Genomic DNA, 24754 nt, shown 5'->3' with positions numbered 1-24754 from the left:
TTCAATCAAACTTCCTCTATTCGCACTTCGAAACTGAGGTTGGCGGTACTCATACCCCTGTAGGTACCTTGAACAGGCAGTGTATTTTCTGGTTTGTAGCTGGAGCATGTGGGGATGTAATTCTCCATGGCCAGCAGTCCGGCACTCGGATCGAGGCCTATCCACCCGCCTCCTGGTACCCAGGCCTCCACCCAGGCATGTAGCTCATGGCCTTCCTTGAGTCCGGGATTGAAGGCGTAGCCACTCACAAACCGCGCGGGAATGTTCAAATGGCGAAGCATCTGGATCATCATCCAGCTCAGGTCCCTGCACGAGCCACTGTGCTGCTCAAAACACACATTCGGAGGCAATACATTCTCCGCATAGCGTTCATTGTGCTCCCACTCGGAGTGTATCTCTTTCACCAGGTAGGAGACAAAGGTGACCAGGTTGCCACCGGACAATTCACGAATTTCACTGACCCACTTCAGAGGTTCAGCACCTAGCTCCACGGTGGTTCTATATAGCTGGAGCGCGGTTTGATGATCTTTGTGCGGATCTTCTTCTACCAGGAAATCAAATGGATTCAGTTCAAAAGTCTCCACTTCTATCTCCACGGTGATTTCCAGTTTCCTGATGTCAGAGTTGAACCAACATTGGTGGTAGGGGTTGTTTTCGGCATCCAACCTGAAAGCCAGCCCGGAAGGTGAGGGGTCTACTGAGATGTGGAAGTCCCGCAACTGAAAATAATTCCTCTGAGAAGGATAAAAATACAAGTGATGTGGCTCCGCAAAAACCGGAGTGGAATATTCATACAGTGTGCGATGACTAATCTTGAGCTTCATTTCGGGTGCTTTGAAAAGGGGTTATTGAGACTGAGATTGATCCATCAGGTTAGGCCGGATTTTGAAATACTGCTCATATACAGCCGTGGAGATGTCATTGATCCGGCCCTGCAACTTGTCGAGGTACTCATGCAGTCCAAACTCAAAGACATCATTGATATCGGCAAACTCCAGATCTGCCCGCAAATTTCCAATTTCCTTTTCAGCCAAATTGGTGTATCCCCTTTTGGCATCTGAAATTTCATGGAGGCAATTTTCCGCATTGATCAGGCAGAAAAGAATCGACCTGGGAAAGAAGGCATTAAGCACCAGGTATTCTACAATATTGCCGGGATCAATTTTCCCATACATCTGTTTGTAGGCATTGAGGGCACTTACTGACTTCAGGAGTGCATTCCAATGTAGGAAATCCAATGGTGAGCCGATCTCTTCCACAGAAGGAAGCAATACATGGTATTTTACGTCCAGAATCCGGGAGGTTTTATCCGCTCTTTCCAAAAACTGACCCAATTTCGTGAAATACCAGCCCTGATTTCGGGGTGAGGTATCATACCCAATGCCCTGGATCAGTTGCAGCTTGTATTTGATTTGTTTGAAGATGTCGGCATCCTCGCTCTTCCACATTTGGCGTTTGGCAGCTTTTTCCACAAAGTGGTACAGGTCGTTGAGCACCTCCCAGGTTTCTTTTGAGATGTTTTCTCTTACCTGACGGGCATTTTCTCGTGCACTTACCACAGAGGCAATGATCGAGTTGTGATTCCTTTTATCAAAAGCCAAAAATCGGATGGCATTTTCCCTTGAATAGTCGCTATAAAGTTTCTTGTATTGAGCCTCGTCACCTGTGGCAGTGATGAGTGGGCGCCACTGTTCCTTCATACCTGGAGGCAGGTCTATCGACAGGTTGAAATTGACATCTATAAAACGTGAATAATTTTCGGCTCGCTCAGCATACCTTCCCAGCCAAAACAAAGAATCTGCAACTCTACTTAACATTTGAATTTTTCAATTTTAGTCAAACAACACCCATGTATCCTTGCTTCCGCCACCTTGTGAGGAATTCACCACCAGCGAACCTTCTACCAGAGCCACCCTGGTCAGTGCACCCGGCAGCACCTTGATATGGTCTCCATAGAGCACATACGGCCTCAGGTCCACGTGCCTCGGAGCGATGCCTTTGGAAGTAATGGTAGGCACCGTGGAGAGCGAAAGTGTGGGCTGCGCTATGTAATTTCGCGGATCCTCCTTCACCAGCTTCCTGAATTTTGCGTGCTCGGATGGATCGGCCTTTGGCCCTATGAGCATACCATAACCGCCGGCAGCATTGGTCTCTTTCACCACAAGGTCTTCAATGTTTTCCAATACATAAGCCAAATCTTCCGGTTCTGAACACAGGTAAGTAGGCACATTTTCTATGATGGGATCCTGATCGAGGTAATACTTAATAATCCGTGGCACATAAGCATATACAGCTTTGTCATCCGCCACACCAGTCCCGGGCGCATTCGCCAGCGCCACATTGCCAGCCTGATAGGCTTCAAATATCCCTGGTATCCCAAGCATGGAGTCAGGATTGAAGGCCAGGGGATCCAGGAAGGTGTCATCTATTCTTCTATAGATCACATCTACTTGTTGCAGGCCTTTGGTCGTCTGCATGTATACATTCTTGTTTTTCACAATGAGGTCCTGACCAGTCACCAGCTGAACGCCCATTTGCTGAGCAAGGTAGGAGTGCTCAAAGTACGCCGAGTTGTAGATGCCTGGTGTGAGTACAGCCACTGTAGGGTTCGGCTTGTCCGACAGGTGCTGGAGCATGTTCAGGAGCATGTTGGAGTAGTCAGATACAGGCCTTACACCCAAACCAGTAAACAATCCCGGAAAAGCCTGTTTGATGATCTCCCGATTTTCCAAAAGGTAGGAGACCCCTGAGGGACACCTGAGGTTGTCCTCCAACACGTAGAATTTGCCACTTTTATCTCTGACAATATCACTCCCGGTGATGTGACACCAGATGCCTTTTGGTGGATTCAGTCCTATACAGGGCTTCAGATAATCTCGGCTCGAAAGCACCAGTTCTTTAGGTACGATACCATCTTTCAGTATGTTCTGATCATGATAGATGTCATTAATAAAAAGATTGATGGCCGAAATCCTTTGCTTTAACCCTTCCTCAATGATAGACCACTCTTCTCCGGATATGATCCTGGGAATCAAATCGAGGTGCAGAATTTTCTCAACGCCCTGGTTGTCATGGTAGACATTGAAGGTCATGCCCATGGACATCTGCGCTTTATCTGAGGAGTCCTGAAGCTGCAGTAGCTTCTTGCCGGAATATTGCTCTAATGCTTGTTTGAATTGCTGATAAGCAGGTCGACAACTCTCGTCATCAAACATCTCATCATAGTGCTCAGAGGGGTTGTATTTATCAAAAATCAAATTGATATATTTTAAAGTAAATGATTAGGAATATACGAATATTCAAATGAAAATAAAAGAGTATTAATAAATATTTATATAAATCAATAATATTTTGAATATTTCATAACGAAACTCGATTCTTCAATCATAGTTTTCCATAAAATGAAAACCCGTTTTTGGGCCTATCGGAATCAGGCAGAAGGCCCTGTGTTGTGCGGGTAGAATGAAATTACTTTTTATTCCAGATATCCAAAGCCTAAATGTCCAGTCATATTAACTTTACCGCTATGGCCGAATACGTTGAGATAATCAAAGACTTACAAAAGGGTAAATACTCACCATTGTATTTTTTGCAGGGAGAGGAGCCTTTTTTTATCGACAACATCATAGAGCACATAGAGCTGAATGCGCTGGACGACACTCAGAAAAGCTTTAATCAATATGTCCTTTACGGTAAAGAGATCTCCTTTACAGACATTCTGAATGTGGCCAGAAAATACCCTATGATGGGCGAACGTCAGGTGGTGATCATCAAGGAAGCGCAGGAAATCAGAGACTGGAAAAAAGAAGAGGCACAGAAGTTTCTGACGGCATACCTTGAGAATCCATTGGCCACAACCATTCTGGTTTTTGGTCATAAGTACAAGACGCTTGATCGCCGGACCAAAATCGCCAAGACGCTCGAAAAGCATTGTGTCTTTCTCAACTCCAAAAAAATCTATGATGATAAAGTGCCGGGGTGGGTAAGGTCATATGCCCAGGCATCCGGAGCTAATATTTCGGAGAAGGCAATCATGATCCTAACAGAGAATATTGGCAACAACCTGCAAAGGCTCGCCAATGAGCTGGATAAGCTGAGGTTGAACATCCCGGCAGATCAGCAGATAGATGAGGTGGCAGTGCAGAAGTACGTGGGCATCAGCAAGGACTACAATACCTTCGAACTGCAAAAAGCACTGTCTCTCAGGGATGAAGTGAAGGTTTTCAAGATCATTACTTACTTTTCGGCCAATCCTTCCAGTAATCCACTCATACTGGTGATTGCTAACCTGTATGCTTATTTCTCTAAACTTCTTCTGATTCATCATCAAAATGCTTTTGATAAAAATGCGGTTGCCCGGGCCATTGGGGTTAACCCATTCTTTGCCAATGAGTACATTCAGGCCGCACGAAACTATCCGGCGCACGTAGTGATCAGAAACATCGAATTAATTCATCAGGCGGATTTACAGTCAAAAGGCATCGGATCTGCCAGTATGAAAGATGGCGATATTTTGAAAGAACTCATTTTTAAATTGATGCATTGATACACTTAAAGGCAAGTTTACGTTCAAGGCTTAAGAATCAGGATAAATCAGCTATGCGCACCAGCATTTTCACTCTAATATTAGTTGCTCTGTCTTGGGGGGCTCAGGCTCAGGAAACGCTCTCCAACATACCGCCGGACAAATTCTATGATCAGGGTTTGGATGCTTTTCAGCAGGAAGCCTATGGAGCAGCCAAAAACTTGTTTGCACAATACCTGGCACTGAGTAAGGATGCGGTGATTGAAGCTGATTACTACCTGGCCATCGCAGCGTTAAGGTCGGGTGACTCGGAAGGGGTGTCAAAGCTACTCACATTCATCCGTCAGGAACCCCTGCATCCTTTGGCTGGCAGTGGTTATTATGTGCTCGGAAGTCATTTTTTTGCGAAGAATGACCATGAGGAGGCGCTTAAATATTTCACACAAGTTTCTGGTAGTCAGCTAAATGCCAGGGATGAAGAGGCCTGGAGATTCAGGCAGGGCTATTCTTATTTGGAAACAGGCAATCAGGCTGAGGCAGAAAGTAATTTTGAGGCAGTTCAAAACTATCGCGGCAGCTATTTCAACGAATCCTCCTACTATTTGGGAGGAATCTATTTTGACAGGGGTGATTACAATCAGGCCCTTTCAGTGCTGGAGGCTTTGGACGGACTCTCCACACCTTATGCCGATGAGGTAACCATGATGATTGCGGGGATTTACTTTCATACCAACAGGTATGCACAGTTATACAAATACGCCGGAGCTCAGGTTTCCAATAAAGTTTCGGAGAAGAATAAACAGCTCAATAAGCTACTGGGTGAGGCTTATTTCGGAGATAAGAAGTATACTTTGGCAGCCAGCTATCTCCAGAAATACCTGGACATGTCCGGAAGCAGAGCGGATGCTGAAACTTTCTACAAACTCGGATTTGCCTACTTTCAGACGGGTGAAAACCTGAAAGCCATCGAAAATTTTAAGAAAGCCGGGCTGGAAAAGGGAGCGATGGGGCATATCAGCAGTTTCTACCTTGGTCAGTTATATCTGAAGGAACAAAACCTCAACTATGCTTACAGTGCGTTTAAAACCGTGGCCAAAAGCACCGAAGATGATGACATGAGAGAGGAGTCAGCTTTTACCATCGGTAAAATCAACTTTCAAAGGGCACAGTATGCAGAAGCCATTGTGGATTTTACGGCATTCATCGATCAGTTTCCAAATAGCCGATGGAAGGTAGAAGCGAACGAACTTCTGGCACAGGCCTATTTGAAAACCTCTAATTATGACCAGGCCATTGCTCACCTGGAGTCCATCAAAAACAAGTCTTTGCCTTTGAAGAAGGCCTATCAGAAAGTGACCTTTCAGAAGGGCCAGCTTCTGTTCAATGACAGTAGATTTCAGCAGGCATTGCTTTATTTTGATAAGTCCACAGATTTCCCCATTGATACCCGTATTGCGGCTCAGGCCTATTACCTGAAAGGGGAATGTCACACCATTCTCAATCAATCCGGTCAGGCAGGAAATGCCTACCGCAAAAGCATCGAAAGCGGAGATCCACAGTGGGCTATTTACTCCAACTATGGTTTGGGGTATGTATTTTACAATGACAAAGCATTTGATAAAGCAGAGGGCTATTTCCTCACCTACATAAGAAAGGCCAATCCGACCGACGACTTTTATCAGGATGCACTGGTTCGTGTTGCAGATTGCTACTATGTGCAAAAGAAATATGATCAGGCCATCCGGGCTTACTCAGAGGTCACTGATCCGCAATATGTGCCCTATGTCACTTACCAGATGGGCCTGGTGTATCGGTTGAAAGGGGATGAAGCGAAGGCTCAAAATGAATTTGGGAAAGCGCTTCGCAATCCTCGGTCGGGATACGGTGACAAAGCGCTTTTTCAGCTGGCAGACATGAAAGCTGAATCTGGAGATTTTCAGGGCTCCATTACCCATATCAACAGACTTTTGAGTGATTACCCTGAAAGCACCCTCGTTCCTTATGCTAAAAGTCAGCAGGCGCTGAGCCATTTCAATCTTGGCCAGTATCAGGAGTCACGTAAGGCCTACGAGTATGTTTTGGAAAATCACCTGAGTCATCAGGTAGCCAATTCCGCGTTGCTGGGATTGCAGGAGCTTGTGAAGAAAGGGGTGGATATACCGGATTTTGATACGTATATGGAGGCTTATCAGAAAGCTCATCCTGACGACAACAGTTTGGAGGTGGTTGCCTTTGAGGCCGCTAAGGGGGCTTACTATAACCAAAAGTATGGGGAGTCTATAGAAAAGCTCAAAGCGTTCATGGCCAAATATCCCAACAGTCCCTTTAAAGAGGATGCGCTTTATTTTCTGGCGGATTCGTACTACAGAAATGAAAACTGGCAGCAGGCGACTGATGGATTTGGACAGGTCATTGCCATCCCGGGATCAGCTTATATCAGTCGCTCCCTGGATAAGCGTGGGAAGGCACTGGTGAATCTGGGGCAGTTTTCTCAGGCGATTAATAATTATCACTTGTTAGGCAAACGAGCGGTTAACCAAAAGGAAACATTTCAGGCGCACGAAGGGCTTATGAATACCTATGTCAAGATAAATCAGCCAGACAGTACACTCTACTTTGCAGATCAAATTCTGACAAGCGACTATAAACCAGCCAATGCAGAAGCTTCTGCCTGGCTGGTGAAAGGTAAAATCTACCTGCAAAAGAAGAATTATAACCTTGCGGTGGATGAGTTGCTCAAAGTGATGAATGATTCTAAAAATGAAAGTGGGGTAGAAGCCACCTATCTTCTGGGACGGGTATATTTCGAACAGGGCAAGTCCAAACGATCTCTGGAAGTCCTTTTTGATCTCAACCGAAGCTTTGGATCTTATCCGTATTGGATTGGGAAGTCGTTTTTACTCATTGCCGATAACTACCTGGCGATGGGTGAACTGCTCCAGGCAAGGGCTACGGTAGAATCAATCATTGCCAATGCAACCATTCCTGAGATCAGGAAGGAAGCCAGTCAGAAGTTGATGAAGATCAAAAATGAGGAATCGAAGCTACTGGTTTCGGATACGATTAAAACCGATTCAATCAAATGAGAAAGATACCCTATCTTCTTTTTACAGCTATATTGATCATTGGTTTTACGCCATTGAGCGCTCAGGATGTGCCCACAGGCGAGATAGAAGACGCGCAGATCATTATCGAGAAGGACAAACCTTTAACACTTCCCAAAGCGGGGAGAAATTATCAGAAAACCGAGGTATTGCCCATTTCCAGCGATACGGTTACCCTTCGGTTCAACCTTTCACAGCCTTCATTTGAATTTTCTCCCTTCAACTATCGGTTGCAGACCAAACCTTATCAGGTTAATGCCGAAGACTCACGCAATCATAATTATGTGAAAGCGGGATTTGGCAACTACCTCTCACCCTTAATAGAAGGGTATATGGGACAGCAAATTTCTCAGGGCAGTGTGGGGGCATGGGTTAGTCACGAGTCTTTTGCCAAAGGCCCGGTGAACGAAGAGAAAAGTGCCTATGGAAGATCAGATATGCTACTGAATGCTGTCCTTGAGGGGGCTTCGGTGGTTATTTTACCTTCATTTTTTTATGAAAGGGAGGCCTATTACTATTACGGTTATCAGGAACCTACCTTCCTTAATCCCGGAGACCTGAACCCTATAACAGATAAGGTTTCAGCGAATCATTTCACCTTATCCAGCGTATTTAGGTCAGTTGAAGATTCTGAAGTCAGCTTTGCCATTAAACCGGGGATGAGTTTTACCAATATAGGCGTTAAAGGATTGGAAGCCTTCAATAAGGAGTCACACTTTAGTCTACAGGGTAGCTCAGACTATGAAATTAACTCAACTCTCCGCGCCGGTGCTGAGGTGGGGTACAGTTACCTGGCCTATCAGAGTGGACAGCTTTCTCAAAAGCGAAATGTATTTGACATAACCCCGTACGTACGGTTTCGTCAGGAAAAGATGGTCTTAAAAGCCGGAGTTACATTGGCCCTGGGTAGCGACAGTGCGAGCAGTACACAGCTATTTGTGTACCCGGACTTGTCGGCCAAATACCATCTCAATGATCATTTGGGTATTTATGCGGAGCTTTCGGGCGGGCTCACTTCCATGAGTTTGAACAATGCCCGCCTGGCCAATAGATACCTCGACGATTCGCTTACCTTGCGAAATGAGAACGAAAAGATTTCGTTGCATACCGGATTGCAGTTTCTCTTTCTTGAAAATTTCATGCTCCAGCCCTTTATTCGCTACTCCCTGACACAGCAAAAGGCCTTGATGGCTCCGGCTATCGGGGACAGTTCCCGTTTTCTTTTGACTTATGATCAGGGAAACTTTGGTCAGGTGGACCTGGGTGTTTTGGTCAAGTACATGACCAACCGAACCAGTATCACTGCTGAAATGACTTTCTCAGGGTACCAGACAGACGAGGTTTTGGAGGCGTGGTATCTGCCTGCTACTCAGGTCAATTTGAAGGTGGAGCAGGCAATAGGTGAAGCGCTGAGGCTAAATGCCGGCATCCTGATTTTGGATGGTATCAAGGGGCAGGAGTCAAATGCAACAGGGGTCAATGTGCTCCCTGCGATCGTTGATATGGGAGTCGGGGGTAATTATGCTTTTTCGGAAGCGTTTTCAGGATTTGTGGAGGTGAAAAATCTCCTGGGAGTAGAGTACCAGCGATATCTCAATTACCCTTCACGCGGTTTAACGGGTAAATTGGGTTTTATTTATCGTTTTTAAGTGACATATTCGCCAAGCAAAAGAAAAACGCATTGTTTTGGAATAATGAAGTTTTTACTATCTTGGTTTTACTAAATCTAATCTAATGGCTGACGACAAAAATAAAAACGAAGATCCGGAGGAAGAAAGAGACGATCAATTCGATGATGATGAGGATTTCGGGTTACCGGATCTGGAATATGATGAATTGGACGACGATGATGATGAGGATCTCTCGGACGAAGAGCAGGAGGATGCTTTGGAGGAAGAGATAGTGCCCAAGGACGATGATATTGATTTGAGCGGGGATAACCTGGATGATGTGGAGCTCACTGCTGCCGATCTTGAAGATTCAGATGAGCCTGAAGATTGGGAAAAGGAGCTGGAGAAGGAACTTGAGGATGAACTGAAGTCTGATGATGAAACCGGAGGATTTTACGAAGAGGAGTCCTACGAAGAGTTTGAAGCTCAGGGAGAGGAGCAGATAGCGGCCTCTGTTTTTGAAGATGACAGCAATGATACCGGATTTGGGGCCACTTCGGAATATACGGAAGAGACCTATGAGCCTTCGGCTTACACGGCTTCATCAGGTTTGGTTTCAGAAGAAGATCACGAATCCAACAAGGGTAAGTTTGTCAGAACGGTAGTGATAGGTACACTTCTTTTTGCTGCGATTGCGGTGGTGCTGCTATACTTATATAGTGGCGATGGAGAAGCACCTGAAGAAAAGAAAGTAGCCAAAGTGGAGCAGAAGGCGCCTGCCAAAAAGCCCGAGCCTGAAGTGAAGGAAGTGCCCAAAGAAGAGGCTCCGGTGAAAGTAGAAGAGAAGAAGCCGGTTGCGGTTACTAAGCCAAAAACACAAAAGCCAAAGCCAAGTACTACATTACCTGCGGGTGAGATCACCAAGTTTGATCAGGCCACCGGGAAAACATACGTGATCGTGGGCAGCTTTTTCGACGATGACCTGGCGACTGACTATGCCAATAAACTGGCAGCAGAAGGAAAAAGTCCGATGGTGATCCCTCCATTTAATGACTCCCGATTCTATAGGGTGGCCATTGCCGGATTCGATACTTTCAAGGACGCTCAGCAGAGTCTTGATGGTTACAAATCAGAGTATGGATCGGACGTCTGGACACTTAGATATTAAACAAACTTAGTTAACAATCTATCGTTTAATCCCGCGTTACCTTCGCGGGATTAAACGATTTTTTGTTTTATAGACCTTTAATAAAAATATGCTTCTTCAAATAGAACCTGTTGATGGCCTTGAGACCATTTCTGTATTAGAGCTACTGCTCAATGGTGGCTTTATGATGATTCCCATTCTGCTGCTCTGGATTGGAGCCATCTACATCTTTGTGGAGCGCCTGTTACTCATTAAAAATTCCTCTAAAACTCCGATTGACTTTAAGGACAGAATCAGAAGTATGGTGCTTTCCGGAGAGGTGGATGGGGCCAAGCTACTTTGTGCCCAAACGGATACACCCGTGGCCCGAATGATCGAAAAGGGAATTAGTAGGATAGGCAGCCCCCTCAAGAACATTGAAGTAAGCATTGAAAACACCGGTAAAATAGAGATCTACCAACTAGAGAAAAACCTCAGTATGTTGGCCACCATATCAGGTGTGGCACCTATGATTGGATTTTTGGGTACCGTTACCGGAATGATACAGGCTTTCATCGCGATCGCTCAGGAGGAGGGTGCTGTAAGCCCAAAGCTACTGTCGAGTGGTATCTATGAAGCCATGGTCACCACAGCAGCTGGCCTTTTCGTGGGTATCCTGGCCTACCTGGGATACAACTACCTCGTCACCCGGGTGCAGAAACTCGTTCACAAGATGGAGTATTCGGCCATTGATTTTGTTGACCTACTTCAGGAACCTCAGAAATGAACCTCAATTCAAAACATAAAGTAGAAGCAGCCTTCAGCATGTCGTCAATGACGGATATCATTTTCCTGTTGTTGATCTTCTTTATGCTGACGGCTTCCTTTATCACCCCATCGGGGTTGCCCGTGAATGTACCCTCGAGCCGCAGTTCGGAGATTGTGATGCAAAAGGTTGGAGTCACCATTACTGAAGACCTCCAATACTACGTGAATGATCGCAAAGTCAGTGTCAATCAGCTGGAAGCGGTATTGCGCGATGCCTTTGCTGGAAAAGAAGGAGTTGTAGTACTTCACTGTGATAAGTCAGTTCCTGTGGAGTATGTGGTGAAAGTGGCCGGGATTGCCACTGCTTTGGAGGCCAGGGTGTCTATTGCCACCAAACCTGAATAGTGATGGGAGAGGAGAAAGAAAAAAAATACAGAAAAATCGGATGGTTCACTTCCATATTGGTGCAGGTGATCATGTTGATACTTTTTTACTTTCTTGTGGCCTGGAAGGAGCCCTTTCCTCCAATTCCCTCTTACGGTATTGAGTTGAGTTTCGGCATTGAAGATGCCGGATCAGGAGAGAAACCCCTTAGTAACCCGACACCTATTGAAGAGCCGGAGGAAGAGACCGAAGAGGTGAGCTCCGAAGATCCTTCAGAAGTACCATTAGAGGAAGCTGCGGAATTTCAGGATGAGGTACTTGAGGAAATCACCGAACCTACAGAAGTCCCTTTGGTGGAAACCCCCACACCTGATGTAGTAGAAGAAAAGGTCACAGAAAAGCCCCGGGCAGAGAAGCCTAAGGAAGAAGTCAAGGAGACGAAACCTGTGAGCCAACCTAAGGAAGCTGAAAAGGTGACCAAAGAAACCCTGAATCCTGCCGCTACCATGCCCAAAACCGAAGGAGACCCCAATAACACCAAAGGGGAGCAAAAGGAAAAAGGGGCTGAAGGAAAAGAGGAAGGTAGCATTGACGGGCGTGCGCTGATGGGAGAGCAGGGATCTGCAGAGGGGGCTAGCCTTCAGATGGCAGGATGGGTTTGGGATGTCAAACCCAATCCCAAGGATGCCTCTTCAGAATCGGGCAAAATTGTTTATCGAATCAAAGTGGACAGCGATGGATACCTCACAGGCATTGAGTTAGTTTCCAGTACCGTGTCACCCGTGGTGGAGCGCTATTACCGGCAGTCGGTGGAGCGTCTGTCTTTCACCAAGACCAATGACTACTCCCCGGCACCCATTTCATCGGGCACCATTACCTTCATTATCCGATCAAAATAAATGGATTATCAGCAGGCTCTGACGTATTTATACGAGCGGCTTCCTATGTTTCAGCGTGTAGGAGCAGTCGCTTTTAAGAAAGATTTGGGCAATACCGTGCGCCTCCTGGAGGCACTTGGAAACCCACAGAACAATTTCAAATCCGTTCATGTTGCCGGTACCAATGGCAAGGGCTCATCGGCGCATGCTTTAGCCAGTATTCTGCAGAGTGCTGGCTACAAAACCGGGCTTTATACTTCTCCACACCTCAAAGAATTCACCGAGCGCATCCGGCTAAACGGAGGCGAAGTGAGCCAGGACTTTGTAGGCCAGTTTGTCTCGCAGCATCAGGGCCTGATAGAGGACATTAATCCTTCATTCTTCGAAGTGACTGTAGCCATGGCATTCAAATACTTTGCGAGTGAGGAAGTGGATATCGCGATCATTGAAACGGGATTAGGTGGCAGGCTGGACAGCACCAATGTCATTGATCCGCTGGTGAGCCTTATTACCATGATTGGTTATGATCATGCCGACCTGCTTGGCAATACCCTTCCGGCTATCGCTGCAGAAAAGGCTGGAATCATCAAACCCGGCCGGCCTGTGGTGATAGGCGCCAACCAACCGGACCTGTTGTCAGTCTTCAAAGCAAAAGCACGGGAAGTGGGTGCCCCATTGAAAACGATGGACAAAATGAGGGTTGTTACGGGTGATCAGGGGGTTTTTCATCAGAACTTTGAAGTGTCGGAGCCTGGTGAGCCTGCGATGGAGTATCGTACCGATATTACGGCCAACTACTTTTTGAAAAATATCCCCGGTGTATTGGGGGTTGTTCATGAGTTGAGGGGCCTTGGGTTTACCATAGAAAAGGGAGCTATAAAACAAGGCTTTGCTCAGATCAAATCTCAAACCGGACTCAAAGGCCGATGGCAAATGATCGGCCAATCACCAATGGTAGTGGCGGATGTGAGTCATAATGAACCCGGTGTAGCACAACTTCTGGAACAGGTTTCATTGGTTCCACGCAGGCGATTACATTTGATCATTGGGATGGTAAGGGACAAGGACATCTCAGGTGTCCTGAAGCTGTTGCCAAAAGAGGCCACCTACTATTTCACCCAGTCGTCTGTGCCCCGTTCACTCCCGGCAGTTGATCTTCGACTGCAGGCTGAAGTCCTGGGACTCTTGGGTGATCGTTTCATTAATGTCAATCAAGCTTTAAAAGAAGCCGAAAAGAATGCCCATTCAGATGACTTCATTCTCATCTGTGGTAGTACTTTTGTGGTCGCGGAAATTGAGCATTTGTGAGAAAGAAACTAGTACGATTTGCAGAAAATGCCCTGAGAGATAATATCATCGAACCAGGGAAGCCACTTTTTGATGAAATAAAAGGTAACTGGCACCAACTATATTTCAAAAACGATTGTCCTATCACCGTTGAACTTGGCTGTGGTGATGGTGAGTACACGGTGGGCTTGGCAGGTATGCAACCCGAAAGGAATTTCATCGGAGTAGACATCAAAGGAGACAGGCTGCATCAGGGTAGCACCATTGCCATTGAGAAGGATCTTAAGCAGGTTGGGTTTCTGAGAAGTCAGATTCATTTGTTGGACAAGTTTTTTGGAGAAGGGGAGGTGGATGAGTTTTGGCTCACATTTCCGGACCCCAGACCGAAAAAAGGGGATGCGAAGAGGAGACTCACCAATCCGCGGTTCCTGCAAATGTATCAGCAGATTTGTAAGCCTAATGGATGGTTTAAGTTTAAAACCGACAGCACTTCCCTTTTTGATTATACACTTGAAGTGCTGGAGCAGGAATTTAAAGTGGAAAACCTGGAATATACCCGGGATCTGTATAAGTCCGATATGATGGCGGATCATCACGGTATCAAAACCAAGTATGAGCGCATCTGGACTGAGAAAGGTGAGAATATAAAGTATTTAAAATTTCGATTTAAAAAGTAAATGACTCAATCAAGACTACAATCCGTTCTTTTTGGACTCAGTATCATTCTACTGGCCTTCACTACTTCATGTTTGAATTCAGATGATGTATTTGACAGTGCCGAGCAGTACGACAAGGATCAGAAGATCATCAGTCAGTATATTTCTGATAATGGGATTACTGTGCAGACCGACACAAGTGGACATGGACTGAAATATACCATGGTGAAAGAGGGTACAGGGGATTCTCCAGTGCTGAATGACATTCTGTTTCTCAACTATAAAGGAACACTCCTTTCCAATGGAAAGGTATTTGATGAGCAGGACAGTGCGTTTATCCAGCTTAGCCCAAACCTCATCGGGGGCTGGCAGGTGTTGGTGCCTTACCTGAAAGAAGGTGGGGAAATGACCATGTATCTACCGTCATTCTACGGCTATGGTCATTACGGAAGCGGGGATGGCTCCATTCCGGCAGATGCCATATTGATTTTCAACATCGAGTTGCACAGTATTTTCACGCAGTTCGAGTTTGAACAATACCAGATCGAGCGCTACCTGGAAGACAATGAACTCACCGCAATGACGGACACCGTCAAAGGGCTGAAGTATATTATTACCAAAGAAGGCACAGGTGACCATCCGGTTCCTTCAGATAAAATCAATGTGGATTATGAGGGACGGCTATTGTCTGATGACAAGACCTTTGAGGAGAATGAAGATGTTGATTTAACCCTTTCAACTTTGATTGATGGCTGGGAAGTGTTGATGCCTTATGTCAAAGAAGGAGGGACTATCACCATGTTTATCCCCTCCAAATATGGCTATGGGACAAACAGTGTGGTAAGGGGCGGTGTTGTAAGAATACCTCCCAACTCTACACTCATTTTTGAGGTCACCCTGAATAAAATCGTGGATTAAATCATGTGATTGCCAGTGGGATAGCCGTAGATTTCTGAACCTCAGTCATCACGAAAGAGCTATTTACATTGGCAATGTTTTCCATGGAGGCCAACTGGTCGATAACTACCGCCTGGTAGGCCTTCATGTCTTCTATCACAATCTTTAGCAGGTAGTCAAATTGCCCGGCAATGTGGTAGCACTCCACCACAGCTGCTATTTTTGTGATCTCCAATTCAAATTTCTTGATATAGGCTTTGCTATGCTCTTTCAGTGAAATACTTGTGAATGCCACCAGTGACTTGTTCAGTTTGTCGGGGTCCAGAATGGCCACATAATGCCTGATATACCCGTCTCTTTCCAGGCGCTTAACTCGCTCGTATATGGGTGTAATGGTCAGGTTGAGTTGTGCGGCTATTTGCTTATGGGTCAGTCGTCCGTCCTGCTGGAGTAAGTCCAGTATTTTAAAATCTGTGGTATCCATCTTCCAGATATTTTTTCTGCTTCCCTGCCCTGAAGGAGCTCTTTGAAGAAATTATTTCTACTTTTTCTGTAAAAATAGATTTATTAACTGATATTATCTGTAAACACAGAAGTAATGTGGCAACCAGTTAACTTTGATCAAAAAGCACCCCACATGAGACCCGAAAGTTTAATGATGTCCTACGGTTATCGACCAGAGTTGTCCGAAGGAGCCGTAAAACCCCCGATTTTCCAAACAAGTACCTTTGTTTTCAAATCCGCAGAAGAGGGCAAAGCATTCTTTGAAGTGGCCTATGGCCTCAGAGAAAAACACGAAGGAGAGGAGCTAGGCCTCATCTATAGCCGACTCAATAATCCGGATTTGGAGATACTTGAAAACAGACTGTCACTGTGGGATGGTGCGGAAGACTGTGCCGTTTTTGAAAGTGGCATGTCTGCCATCACTTCCACGCTTTTTGAATTTCTGAAGCCTGGAGACCTCCTTTTACACAGTGCCCCGATCTATGGGGGTACTGATCATTTCATTCGAAAAATCCTTTGTCAGTATGGAATTCACACCCTTGAGTTCAGACCTGGAGAAAGCGAACAACAGATCATCGATAGGATAGCCACTGCTGAGGGTCGTTTGAAGATGGTTTATGTAGAAACACCCGCTAACCCAACAAACGCGCTGATTGATATAGAAATGTGCAGACGAGTGGGAGACCATTTTGCAAAGGAAGATCAGGAGGTGATTCTGGCAGTAGACAATACCTACATGGGGCCGCTTTGGTCGCATCCGCTCCAACATGGTGCTGATTTGGTGCTCTATTCTGCGACCAAATACATTGGTGGTCATAGTGATGTGGTAGCTGGAGCATGCCTGGGAAATAAGCAGTTGATTGCAAGGGTAAAGGGGTTTAGGACTTTCGTGGGTAATATGGCGGGTCCGTGGACAAGCTGGCTCCTGATGCGAAGCCTGGAGACGTTGAAGGTGAGAATGGACCAGCAAGCCTCAAATGCAGCCATTTTGGCGCAACGTCTTGCTGACCACCCCAAGGTGGAAAAGGTCTATTATCTGGGGCTACTCAAGGAAGATCATCCGGAGTATGCTATTTATAAGCGGCAGTACAGTTCGCCAGGTGCTATGCTCTCATTTGACATCAAAGGGGTGGAAAAAGATGCTTTCACGGTACTCAATCACCTCAGGTTAATTAAGCTGGCCGTGAGTCTTGGCAGTACTGAGAGTTTAGCGCAACACCCATACAGTATGACCCATGCGGATGTGGACCGTGACCTGAAGAATGCATTGGGCCTTACCGAAAAGATGGTACGATTATCTGTGGGTGTAGAGCATGTGGACGACATTTGGTCTGATCTGGTTCAGGCCCTGGAGTACGTGGGTCAATCCTCTTCTAAAACCTCCAGGATATCCATGACATTGCCATAATCCTTGAAACCGGGGCGGTCTTCGGGACTGCCCTCAAGTTCTATTCCAAAGTACATAGTATCACTGGCCACTTCGAAGGCATTTTCATGAGTCAGTGTATATCCTCTGAGGAGTTTAGGGCGAGGGTCCATTTTACTAAGGATGGCCTCCACTTCAGATTTCAGCGAATCGCTGGTCAGGTGAATGCTGATGAATTTGGCGAATTCAGATGCATAGTTGATGCTGGATTCAAGTTTGGTCAGATCTTCTGTATCTGCGATGATTAATTTGAAAATCAGCTCCTGATCCAGGTCCGTGAGTTCTTCCAGTTGATCGATGTTTTGTGTTTCGATGTATTCTACCGGGTATTGGGTGGCAGCCAGCTTTACTTCCGCGGCCTGAGCATGGGCAAATTCACCACAAAAAGACACTCCGGCTACCCAGTCGGTAATCTCCTTGAAACGCTCGGGAGAGAGGTAGGCTTCTGTACCTTCCTCCAGGTTAAAACCCAAAATATCCACCATCATTCCGGCACAGTATCTGGCGTCACTGAGATTTTCTATTTTACCAATCTTCACAAAAGTTTTTAAACTCATCCTTTTCTATTTTTGCGGAACAAAGAAACCAAATCTTGAGTTTCTAAGCTTTACAAAACCAAAAAAATAGAAAATATGGCTGTTGATCTGATCACAGATAATGACTTTGATAACGTACTTTCTGCAAATGAGAAAGTGGTCGTGAAATACTTCGCCGATTGGTGTGGTAACTGCCGACTTTTTTCACCTAAGTTCAAAAGGCTCTCCAATGACGAGCGATTCGAAGAGGTTACATTTCTGGATATCAATGCTGAAAATAATCCCGAGGCACGCCGGGCCGGTGGGGTGACCAACTTGCCATATTTCGCGGTGTTCAAAAATGGGGAGCTGGTTGAGGGATTTGCCGGCAGCAAGGAAGATGCCGTGGTTGAGCTTATCTCTAAACTGAATTAATACCGTTTATCACCCTCAATATAAAGTTATTGGATGGTTATAGGGGATAGCTGTTCATGAGCTACTATCTTTGCAAAAGAACGGAAGTGTCCGTTCTTTTTTTATAGGTCTCATTCAGTTTTGAAGAGATTTTTGTCGAACCGTAAACGAGGCTTTCAACCTCGCGAAGCGCATTATGAGTAAACACGGAAGAATACTTGTTGCCATGAGTGGCGGCATTGACAGCTCACTGGCCGCAGTGATGCTACACGAAGAAGGATATGAAGTCATTGGGATGACCATGAAAACATGGGATTATCAGACTTCAGGAGGATCCAAAAAAGAAACAGGCTGTTGCAGCCTTGACTCCATCAACGACGCAAGAAACATTGCCGTCAGCCTGGGTTTCCCACATTATATCGTAGATATCAGAGAGGAGTTTGGTGATTATGTGATCAATCATTTCACCAGCGAGTACCTGGAAGGCAGGACTCCCAACCCATGTGTGCTTTGTAATACACACATCAAATGGGATTCATTGCTGCGCAGAGCTGATAAACTGGATTGTGAGTTTATTGCTACCGGACACTATGCCAACGTGAGGCATGAGAATGATCGCTACGTCATCTCTAAAGGAAAAGATGACCATAAGGATCAATCATATGCACTATGGGGCATCTCCCAGGAGAGCTTGAGCAGAACTAAATATCCGCTGGGACATTTGCACAAATCTCAAATCAGGGAAATGGCCACGGAGCGTGGTTTCCATGAGCTGGTATCCAAATCTGAGTCTTACGAAATCTGCTTTGTTCCGGACAATGATTATCGTGGCTTTTTGAAGCGGAGAGTTGAGGGATTGGAAGATCAGGTAAAAGGTGGTGAATTTGTGCTGGAGGATGGTACGGTGGTAGGCACACACGAAGGGTTTCCCTTCTACACCGTTGGTCAGCGAAAAGGCCTGGGAATTGCTTTAGGATATCCAGTGTATGTTACTGAAATACAGAAAGATAAGAATCGTGTCATTCTTGGCACGTTCGATGAACTATCACGCGATGGCATGTATGTAAAGAACCTGACCATGCAGAAATATGCCAGTATAGAGGGTGAGCGCAAGGATACGGTGACCAAGGTGCGTTACAATGATAATGGCACACCGGCGGTGATCGAGCAGATTGGAGACACCATGAAGGTCTATTTCGGGAATGGTGTAAAAGCCATAGCACCAGGCCAGGCGGCGGTTTTCTATGAAGGCAATGACGTGATAGGAGGCGGTTGGATCAAGTCCAGCTTCAGGCAGGAAAATCCAATGGGTATGCCTGCCATTTCTAACAGGTAGCATATTATTTTTGTATGATGCGCAATTCTCTGATACTGATATTTCTAACGTTTCTCCTCGCTTGTGAGGAACCCAGTGATATTAGTATTGATCCGGGTTATGATTTTTTTCCGGTCAAAATGGGGCAATACAGGACTTACTGGGTGGAAGAGGTCAATTTTGGAGCATTTGGTGGTGACACCTCCAGGTATTTTTTAAGTGAAGTCATTTCTGACTCACTGATCAGCGGGGATGGGTCGGTTAAGTACCTGGTTGAAAGGTCTAAAAGCACCGATTCTATAACCTGGAAACTTGATTCTATCTGGACGGTACACCGTTTCAAGGACATTATGATCGTTACTGAAAATAATGTTCCGTATGCTAAAATGGCCTTTCCTGTAATCGCTGGAAACCGATGGGATGGGAATGCATTCAATGCTCAACCAGAAAAGATGTATTATTATCAGGCCATCTCGCAGCTTACGCATCTTGAATCCACTGGGGCTTCAGACTTTGTGCAGGTGATCATAGAGGACATAGAGGAAAATCTCGTGAACCAGGATGAGCGCAGTGAGACCTATGCCAAGGGGATAGGACTGGTAGAAAAGGATTATGTTACTCTTCAATTTTGCAGTGCCAATTGTGGAGAACTGGGAGAAATACAAAGCGGTAGAATTTTGAAACAGAATTTAGTAGGATATGGCCCAAATTAAGCATTTGCTGGTATTGGCGATTGTGTTTTTCGGGCACATGGGATTTTCGCAGAAGGACCGGTACATGGTCTTTTTTTCAGATAAAGAGGGGGTTTCATTCTCCATTGACCAACCAGAGGCCTTCCTGAGCGAACGGGCCGTGTCCCGGAGAGCGCGCATGGGCATTGCTATTACCGAAAGAGACCTCCCCGTGAATGCCAGCTATGTGGCCGGTGTTCGAAATACCGGAGCTGAGGTCTATTACACCAGCAGGTGGTTCAATGCAGCGTTGGTACAAATGACCAGCGAAGAACTAAGCCAGGTAACTCAACTGACCTTTGTGGACAGTGTGGAGTACATCGCGAAAGGTGAAAAGCTCTCTGATGCCCGGGTGGCCACTGCCAATGTAGCTGAGTTTAAGGCACCTTCCCGGGTGACCGCCACCACACGGGCACAGTTGGGGCTTATTGGTGCTGACGAAATGCATGCAGATGGTTACAAAGGCGAAGGGATGATCATTGCAGTGTTTGATGATGGCTTTATGGGTGTCAATGAATATGAACCTTTCGAACATATTTTCATTGAAGACCGACTATTAGGAACCAAAGATTTTATTTCGAATTCAGGGAATGTCTTCCAGTATGACGATCACGGAAGTGCCGTGTTATCATGTATCGCCAGCTCCTATGGAGCAGATATTTCCGGCACGGCCCCAAATGCCTCCTTTCTTCTGTGTGTGACTGAGGACATCAAAAGTGAATATCGCATAGAGGAGTATAACTGGCTCCTGGCTGCGGAGTACGCCGACAGTGCCGGAGCGGATGTCATCAATGGTTCTCTTGGTTACTCCACTTTTTCGGATAAGACCATGAATTATAGCTATCAGGACATGAATGGTCAGGTTACTGTGGTCTCGAGAGCGGCAGAGATAGCGGTGGAGAGCGGGATTATAGTAGTGGTGAGTGCAGGCAATGAAGGCAATGGCTCCTGGAAATATGTAACAAGCCCGGCAGATGCTACCGGTGTATTGGCAGTAGGTAGCGTAAACCCGGATGGGTCAAGGTCCAGTTTTAGCTCGGTAGGCCCTACTTCAGATGGCAGAGTGAAGCCGGATGTGATGGCCATGGGCTCGTTTACAACTATTTTTTATGTATCCGGAGACGAAGGGGTTATTTCTACCGGAAACGGAACCAGTTTCGCTGCGCCCCAGATGGCAGGGTATGCCGCAGGCATCTGGCAGGCTAACCCAGGTTGGAGTAACCGCGAGGTGACGGACGCGATTAAGAAATCAGCCAATCGGGCTTTTGCCCCGGATAGCCTCTACGGTTATGGGATTCCCCATTATCCGATGGCGGTTACAGACACTACTTTCAAGGTATATCCCAATCCATTTCGCGATAACATCATTACCATTAACTTTGGCAACCTTGAGTTTGACAACAAGGTGGAAATTTCACTTTATGACTTGCAGGGCAAAGAACTGTATCTCCGGGAAATTTCTACCAAGTCGCTTCCGAGAAAACTGGAGATCGAAGTGAATAACCTGCGAAGCGGAACCTATTTTTTGTCACTCAGGTCCAGGAAATTCAAGAAAACCGTTCAACTGAAAAAGATTTAAAATATGAAGCAATGTCTGATTTCTCCCTCTATGCTGGCCGCAGATTTCGCCAATATCCAGCGTGATGTGGAAATGCTCAATGAGAGTGAAGCAGATTACATTCATATTGACATCATGGACGGGGTGTTTGTTCCCAACATTTCCTTTGGTTTTCCGGTGACGGAGGCCATCGCCAGATATGCCAAAAAACCATTGGACTTCCACCTCATGATCAGCCAGGTGGATCCTTACCTGGAGGCATGTAAAAACAGCGGAGCGAAGATCATTACTGTGCATTACGAGGGAGCTACACACCTTCACCGGACCATTGCTACCATACAGTCTATGGGGATCAAAGCGGGAGTGGCACTGAATCCACACACCCCCGTGTCGGTGTTGGAGGACCTGTTGGCAGACCTGGATCTGGTACTGATCATGTCTGTAAACCCCGGGTTTGGCGGACAAAAGTTTATTCCGCACACTTTTGCCAAGGTGGAGCAGCTGGCTTCCATGTCCGCTAATGTCAACCCTGACTTACTGATCGAGGTGGATGGAGGGGTGACTTCCGAAAATGCCGCTGAGTTGACTCAGAAGGGAGCCAATATGTTGGTGGCCGGGAGCTTTGTTTTCCAATCTGCAGATCCTAAGCAGACAATTATATCCCTCAAAAACGTTTAGTAACCGGAATGCAGATAAAGCCGGTTCTCACTTTTCTTTTAATACTATTGGGTGGCCATCTACTGGCTCAGTCAGTGCTGATTTCAGGTAAAATCCTGGATGAAAGCAGCCAGGAAGTTCCCGGAGTATCAATCCTACTTAAAGGCACCAGTCAGGGTGCCATTTCAGATATTGAGGGTGCTTTTGAGCTGAGGGTACCTACAGGCAATGTCATTTTGCAGTTCACCCATGTGCAGTATGAGCCTTTGGAGCTTCCACTGGTGTTGGAGAAGGATGAATTTGTGGAGGTTCGGCTGAAGGAGGGTACTACCCGGCTTCAGGATGTTAAAATAGAAGATAAGGGGCTGCGGGAAAGTGAGGTAGTCAGTGTGCAGAAAGTAGACGCCAGGTCTGCCAAAAGTTTGCCTTCTACCTTTGGGGATTTCAACAAGGTGCTGGTAACCCTTCCGGGTGTTTCAGGTAATAATGAGCTCAGCTCTGCTTATTCTGTCCGTGGGGGTAATTTTGATGAAAATCTGGTTTATGTGAATGACATGCCCGTTTACAGACCTTTTCTTGCGAATGCAGGACGCCAGGAGGGGCTCAGTTTTGTGAACCCCGATATGGTGCAGGATATTGAGTTTTATGCAGGCGGATGGGAGCCAAAGTATGGAGATAAGCTCTCCAGTAGTCTCAATATCGAATACAAAGAACCAGACAGCCTGGAAAGTGCCGTCACTATTGGCTTACTGGGAGGTACTGCTTATGCGGGAGGAAAAACCAACCAGATGTCTTACCTGATTGGAGCCCGACACAGGGATTCCAGGTATCTGCTGAACACGCTGGAAACAAAAGGCCAGTATTTTCCTACCTACACGGATATCCAGTCTCTTTTCACCTTTGACCTGTCAAGGAATAAGTCGCAGTATATCAACAAGACCAAGCTGAATATCCTTCTGAGTTATGGACGAAACAGGTACCTCACGGAGCCGGTTTCTCAAACCACTGATTTTGGCTCCGTTCAGCAAAACTTTAGGCTACAGACCGCTTTCATCGGCCGGGAAATCATGCGCTATGACACCTATCAGAGCGGGTTCAGGCTTACCCACCGTTTCAATGAGCGTTTGCGAACCCACTTTATTGGCTCCTCCATGTTTACCTCAGAAAAGGAGCAATATGATGTGGAAGGTGCCTACCGCCTCTGTGATGTCAACAATGACCCCAATTCTTCGTCATTTGATGAATGTGTGGTGGTGCGCGGCATTGGCACCAACTATGATTATGGAAGAAATGATCTCGAGGCAAGCATTCAAACCCTGGAGAGCAGATGGGAATACTTGCTCAATGTGAATCACGTGATGGAGGGTGGAGCAGGCGTTACATTTCAGCAGATCAATGATCACATCAATGAATATTCTTTTATAGATTCTTCCGACTATGTGCACCTGACCAATTCTGTATTCAACGACATTACCCTGGACACACGGCAGTACTTTACTTATGTCCAAAGCACGTTTTTATGGAATGATTCGGTGCATGCCATCAGTTCCGGTGTTCGGGCCACCTATTGGGACTACAATGGTCAAATACTGATCAGTCCCAGGGTTTCCTACCGGTGGGCACCCAAATGGGAGAATTTTACGACATTCAAGCTGGCCACCGGACTCTATCAGCAGCCTCCCTTTTATCGTGAACTCCGAGGGTTTGATGGGGAGCTCAGGTCCAATGTCTATGCCCAGAAATCCATCCACCTGATTGCCGGATTTACCAGACTCTTTTACATGTGGGGGCGCCCTTTTATGTTCACCACAGATGTTTACCACAAGCAGCTTTTTGACATCATTCCATATGATATTGACAATGTACGCCTGCGGTACTATTCTGATATGACCGGCACGGCCTTCGCGCGTGGCCTTGACTTCAGGATCAATGGTGAATTTGTGAAAGGTACCCAGTCATGGTTCAGCCTGGGTTTTTTGCAGACACAGGAAAACATTGAAGGTGATGGACAGGGATACATCAGGCGCCCCAGTGATCAGCGCATCAACCTTGCGGCATATTTTGAAGACCACATGCCCGGGGATCCCACGCTGAGGGTCTACCTGAACCTGGTCTTTGGATCAGGATATCCATTTGGCCCACCGAACAGGGAAGATCTGAGAAATGCCTTCAGCGGTGATGAGTACTACCGGGCAGATATCGGACTATCCAAGCAATTTGATCTGTCGATTAATAATTTTTACAACAAATTATGGGTTCGCCTGGAAGTCCTCAATGCTTTTGCGGCCGATAATACCCTTTCATACACCTGGATAGAAGATGTAAACGGCGCGCAATTCGCCATCCCCAACTCATTATCGGCAAGGTTTTTGAATATCAAGCTGACAGCAGAACTTTAG

At 46.2% G+C, this 24754-nt stretch carries 22 protein-coding genes; 17 read left to right on the top strand and 5 right to left on the bottom strand.

What is annotated here, in order from left to right; all coding sequences use genetic code 11:
• Positions 1 to 5: 5 nt before the first annotated feature.
• From RIH33_RS13415 to RIH33_RS13405, 3 genes are read right to left on the bottom strand one after another with little or no spacing between them, the layout of a single operon-like run.
• Entirely contained in the window at positions 6 to 824 is an 819-nt protein-coding gene (locus RIH33_RS13415) for a transglutaminase N-terminal domain-containing protein (RefSeq protein WP_406651464.1), read from the bottom strand.
• A gap of 21 nt (positions 825 to 845) precedes the next feature.
• Entirely contained in the window at positions 846 to 1817 is a 972-nt protein-coding gene (locus RIH33_RS13410) for an alpha-E domain-containing protein (RefSeq protein WP_406651463.1), read from the bottom strand.
• A gap of 15 nt (positions 1818 to 1832) precedes the next feature.
• The gene (locus RIH33_RS13405; protein ID WP_406651504.1) at positions 1833 to 3215 is read right to left on the bottom strand and encodes a circularly permuted type 2 ATP-grasp protein; all 1383 of its coding nucleotides are present in this window, start codon (positions 3213 to 3215) and stop codon (positions 1833 to 1835) included.
• Positions 3216 to 3526: 311 nt separating this feature from the next.
• Between RIH33_RS13405 and holA the strand changes: the two genes are divergently transcribed.
• From holA to RIH33_RS13355, 10 genes are all read left to right on the top strand, one after another.
• The gene (gene holA / locus RIH33_RS13400) at positions 3527 to 4546 is read left to right on the top strand and encodes a DNA polymerase III subunit delta (protein WP_406651462.1); all 1020 of its coding nucleotides are present in this window, start codon (positions 3527 to 3529) and stop codon (positions 4544 to 4546) included.
• A 53-nt stretch (positions 4547 to 4599) separates the two neighbouring features.
• The gene (locus tag RIH33_RS13395; RefSeq protein WP_406651460.1) at positions 4600 to 7611 is read left to right on the top strand and encodes a tetratricopeptide repeat protein; all 3012 of its coding nucleotides are present in this window, start codon (positions 4600 to 4602) and stop codon (positions 7609 to 7611) included.
• Positions 7608 to 9278 (top strand): hypothetical protein, encoded by a 1671-nt coding sequence (locus tag RIH33_RS13390; RefSeq protein ID WP_406651459.1) that lies wholly within the window; start codon positions 7608 to 7610, stop codon positions 9276 to 9278. The genes RIH33_RS13395 and RIH33_RS13390 overlap by 4 nt, the downstream gene beginning before the upstream one ends.
• A gap of 85 nt (positions 9279 to 9363) precedes the next feature.
• Positions 9364 to 10407, top strand: a complete 1044-nt coding sequence (locus tag RIH33_RS13385; RefSeq protein ID WP_406651457.1) for an SPOR domain-containing protein — start codon at positions 9364 to 9366, stop codon at positions 10405 to 10407.
• Positions 10408 to 10495: 88 nt separating this feature from the next.
• Entirely contained in the window at positions 10496 to 11152 is a 657-nt protein-coding gene (locus tag RIH33_RS13380) for a MotA/TolQ/ExbB proton channel family protein (RefSeq protein WP_406651456.1), read from the top strand.
• Positions 11149 to 11538, top strand: coding sequence for an ExbD/TolR family protein (locus RIH33_RS13375; RefSeq protein ID WP_406651455.1), 390 nt, complete (start codon positions 11149 to 11151; stop codon positions 11536 to 11538). The genes RIH33_RS13380 and RIH33_RS13375 overlap by 4 nt, the downstream gene beginning before the upstream one ends.
• 2 nt (positions 11539 to 11540) lie before the next feature.
• Positions 11541 to 12416: a hypothetical protein gene (locus RIH33_RS13370; RefSeq protein ID WP_406651453.1), complete on the top strand. Its 876-nt coding sequence runs from the start codon at positions 11541 to 11543 to the stop codon at positions 12414 to 12416.
• Entirely contained in the window at positions 12417 to 13703 is a 1287-nt protein-coding gene (locus RIH33_RS13365) for a bifunctional folylpolyglutamate synthase/dihydrofolate synthase (RefSeq protein WP_406651452.1), read from the top strand.
• On the top strand, positions 13700 to 14359 hold the full coding sequence (trmB, locus tag RIH33_RS13360) for a tRNA (guanosine(46)-N7)-methyltransferase TrmB (protein WP_406651451.1): 660 nt from the start codon (positions 13700 to 13702) through the stop codon (positions 14357 to 14359). Before RIH33_RS13365 ends, trmB begins: the two co-directional genes overlap by 4 nt.
• Complete coding sequence (locus RIH33_RS13355) at positions 14360 to 15256, top strand: FKBP-type peptidyl-prolyl cis-trans isomerase (RefSeq protein WP_406651450.1); 897 nt, start codon at positions 14360 to 14362, stop codon at positions 15254 to 15256. It begins immediately after the preceding gene.
• Between the two features lies 1 nt (position 15257).
• Here RIH33_RS13355 and RIH33_RS13350 read toward each other — a convergent pair whose 3' ends face one another.
• The gene (locus RIH33_RS13350; RefSeq protein WP_406651448.1) at positions 15258 to 15719 is read right to left on the bottom strand and encodes an Lrp/AsnC family transcriptional regulator; all 462 of its coding nucleotides are present in this window, start codon (positions 15717 to 15719) and stop codon (positions 15258 to 15260) included.
• Positions 15720 to 15872: 153 nt separating this feature from the next.
• Here RIH33_RS13350 and RIH33_RS13345 point away from each other — a divergent pair, with 153 nt between their 5' ends.
• A complete protein-coding gene (locus tag RIH33_RS13345) occupies positions 15873 to 17147 on the top strand; it encodes a cystathionine gamma-synthase family protein (protein WP_406651447.1) in 1275 nt (424 codons plus the stop codon).
• On the opposite strand, the gene RIH33_RS13340 is transcribed toward RIH33_RS13345, so the two are convergent.
• On the bottom strand, positions 17102 to 17722 hold the full coding sequence (locus RIH33_RS13340; RefSeq protein WP_406651446.1) for a phosphoribosylanthranilate isomerase: 621 nt from the start codon (positions 17720 to 17722) through the stop codon (positions 17102 to 17104). The genes RIH33_RS13345 and RIH33_RS13340 overlap by 46 nt on opposite strands.
• Positions 17723 to 17797: 75 nt before the next feature.
• Between RIH33_RS13340 and RIH33_RS13335 the strand changes: the two genes are divergently transcribed.
• The 6 genes from RIH33_RS13335 to RIH33_RS13310 all read left to right on the top strand — a co-directional run bounded on the left by RIH33_RS13335 (position 17798) and on the right by RIH33_RS13310 (position 24754).
• The gene (locus RIH33_RS13335) at positions 17798 to 18115 is read left to right on the top strand and encodes a thioredoxin family protein (protein WP_406651444.1); all 318 of its coding nucleotides are present in this window, start codon (positions 17798 to 17800) and stop codon (positions 18113 to 18115) included.
• A gap of 175 nt (positions 18116 to 18290) precedes the next feature.
• Positions 18291 to 19430 (top strand): tRNA 2-thiouridine(34) synthase MnmA, encoded by a 1140-nt coding sequence (mnmA, locus tag RIH33_RS13330; RefSeq protein WP_406651442.1) that lies wholly within the window; start codon positions 18291 to 18293, stop codon positions 19428 to 19430.
• A 14-nt stretch (positions 19431 to 19444) separates the two neighbouring features.
• Entirely contained in the window at positions 19445 to 20122 is a 678-nt protein-coding gene (locus RIH33_RS13325; protein WP_406651440.1) for a hypothetical protein, read from the top strand.
• Positions 20109 to 21719, top strand: coding sequence for a S8 family serine peptidase (locus tag RIH33_RS13320; RefSeq protein ID WP_406651438.1), 1611 nt, complete (start codon positions 20109 to 20111; stop codon positions 21717 to 21719). The genes RIH33_RS13325 and RIH33_RS13320 overlap by 14 nt, the downstream gene beginning before the upstream one ends.
• Before the next feature lie 3 nt (positions 21720 to 21722).
• On the top strand, positions 21723 to 22376 hold the full coding sequence (rpe, locus tag RIH33_RS13315; protein ID WP_406651437.1) for a ribulose-phosphate 3-epimerase: 654 nt from the start codon (positions 21723 to 21725) through the stop codon (positions 22374 to 22376).
• A gap of 8 nt (positions 22377 to 22384) precedes the next feature.
• Positions 22385 to 24754 carry a TonB-dependent receptor gene (locus tag RIH33_RS13310; protein WP_406651436.1) on the top strand — a complete coding sequence of 790 codons (2370 nt, stop codon included), beginning with the start codon at positions 22385 to 22387 and terminating at the stop codon, positions 24752 to 24754.

It is taken from the genome of Marinoscillum sp. (assembly GCF_040222955.1).
GTDB lineage: Bacteria > Bacteroidota > Bacteroidia > Cytophagales > Cyclobacteriaceae > Marinoscillum.
The sequence above is the reverse complement of the archived record's forward strand: the minus strand, read 5'-3'. Positions and strand labels throughout refer to the sequence as shown.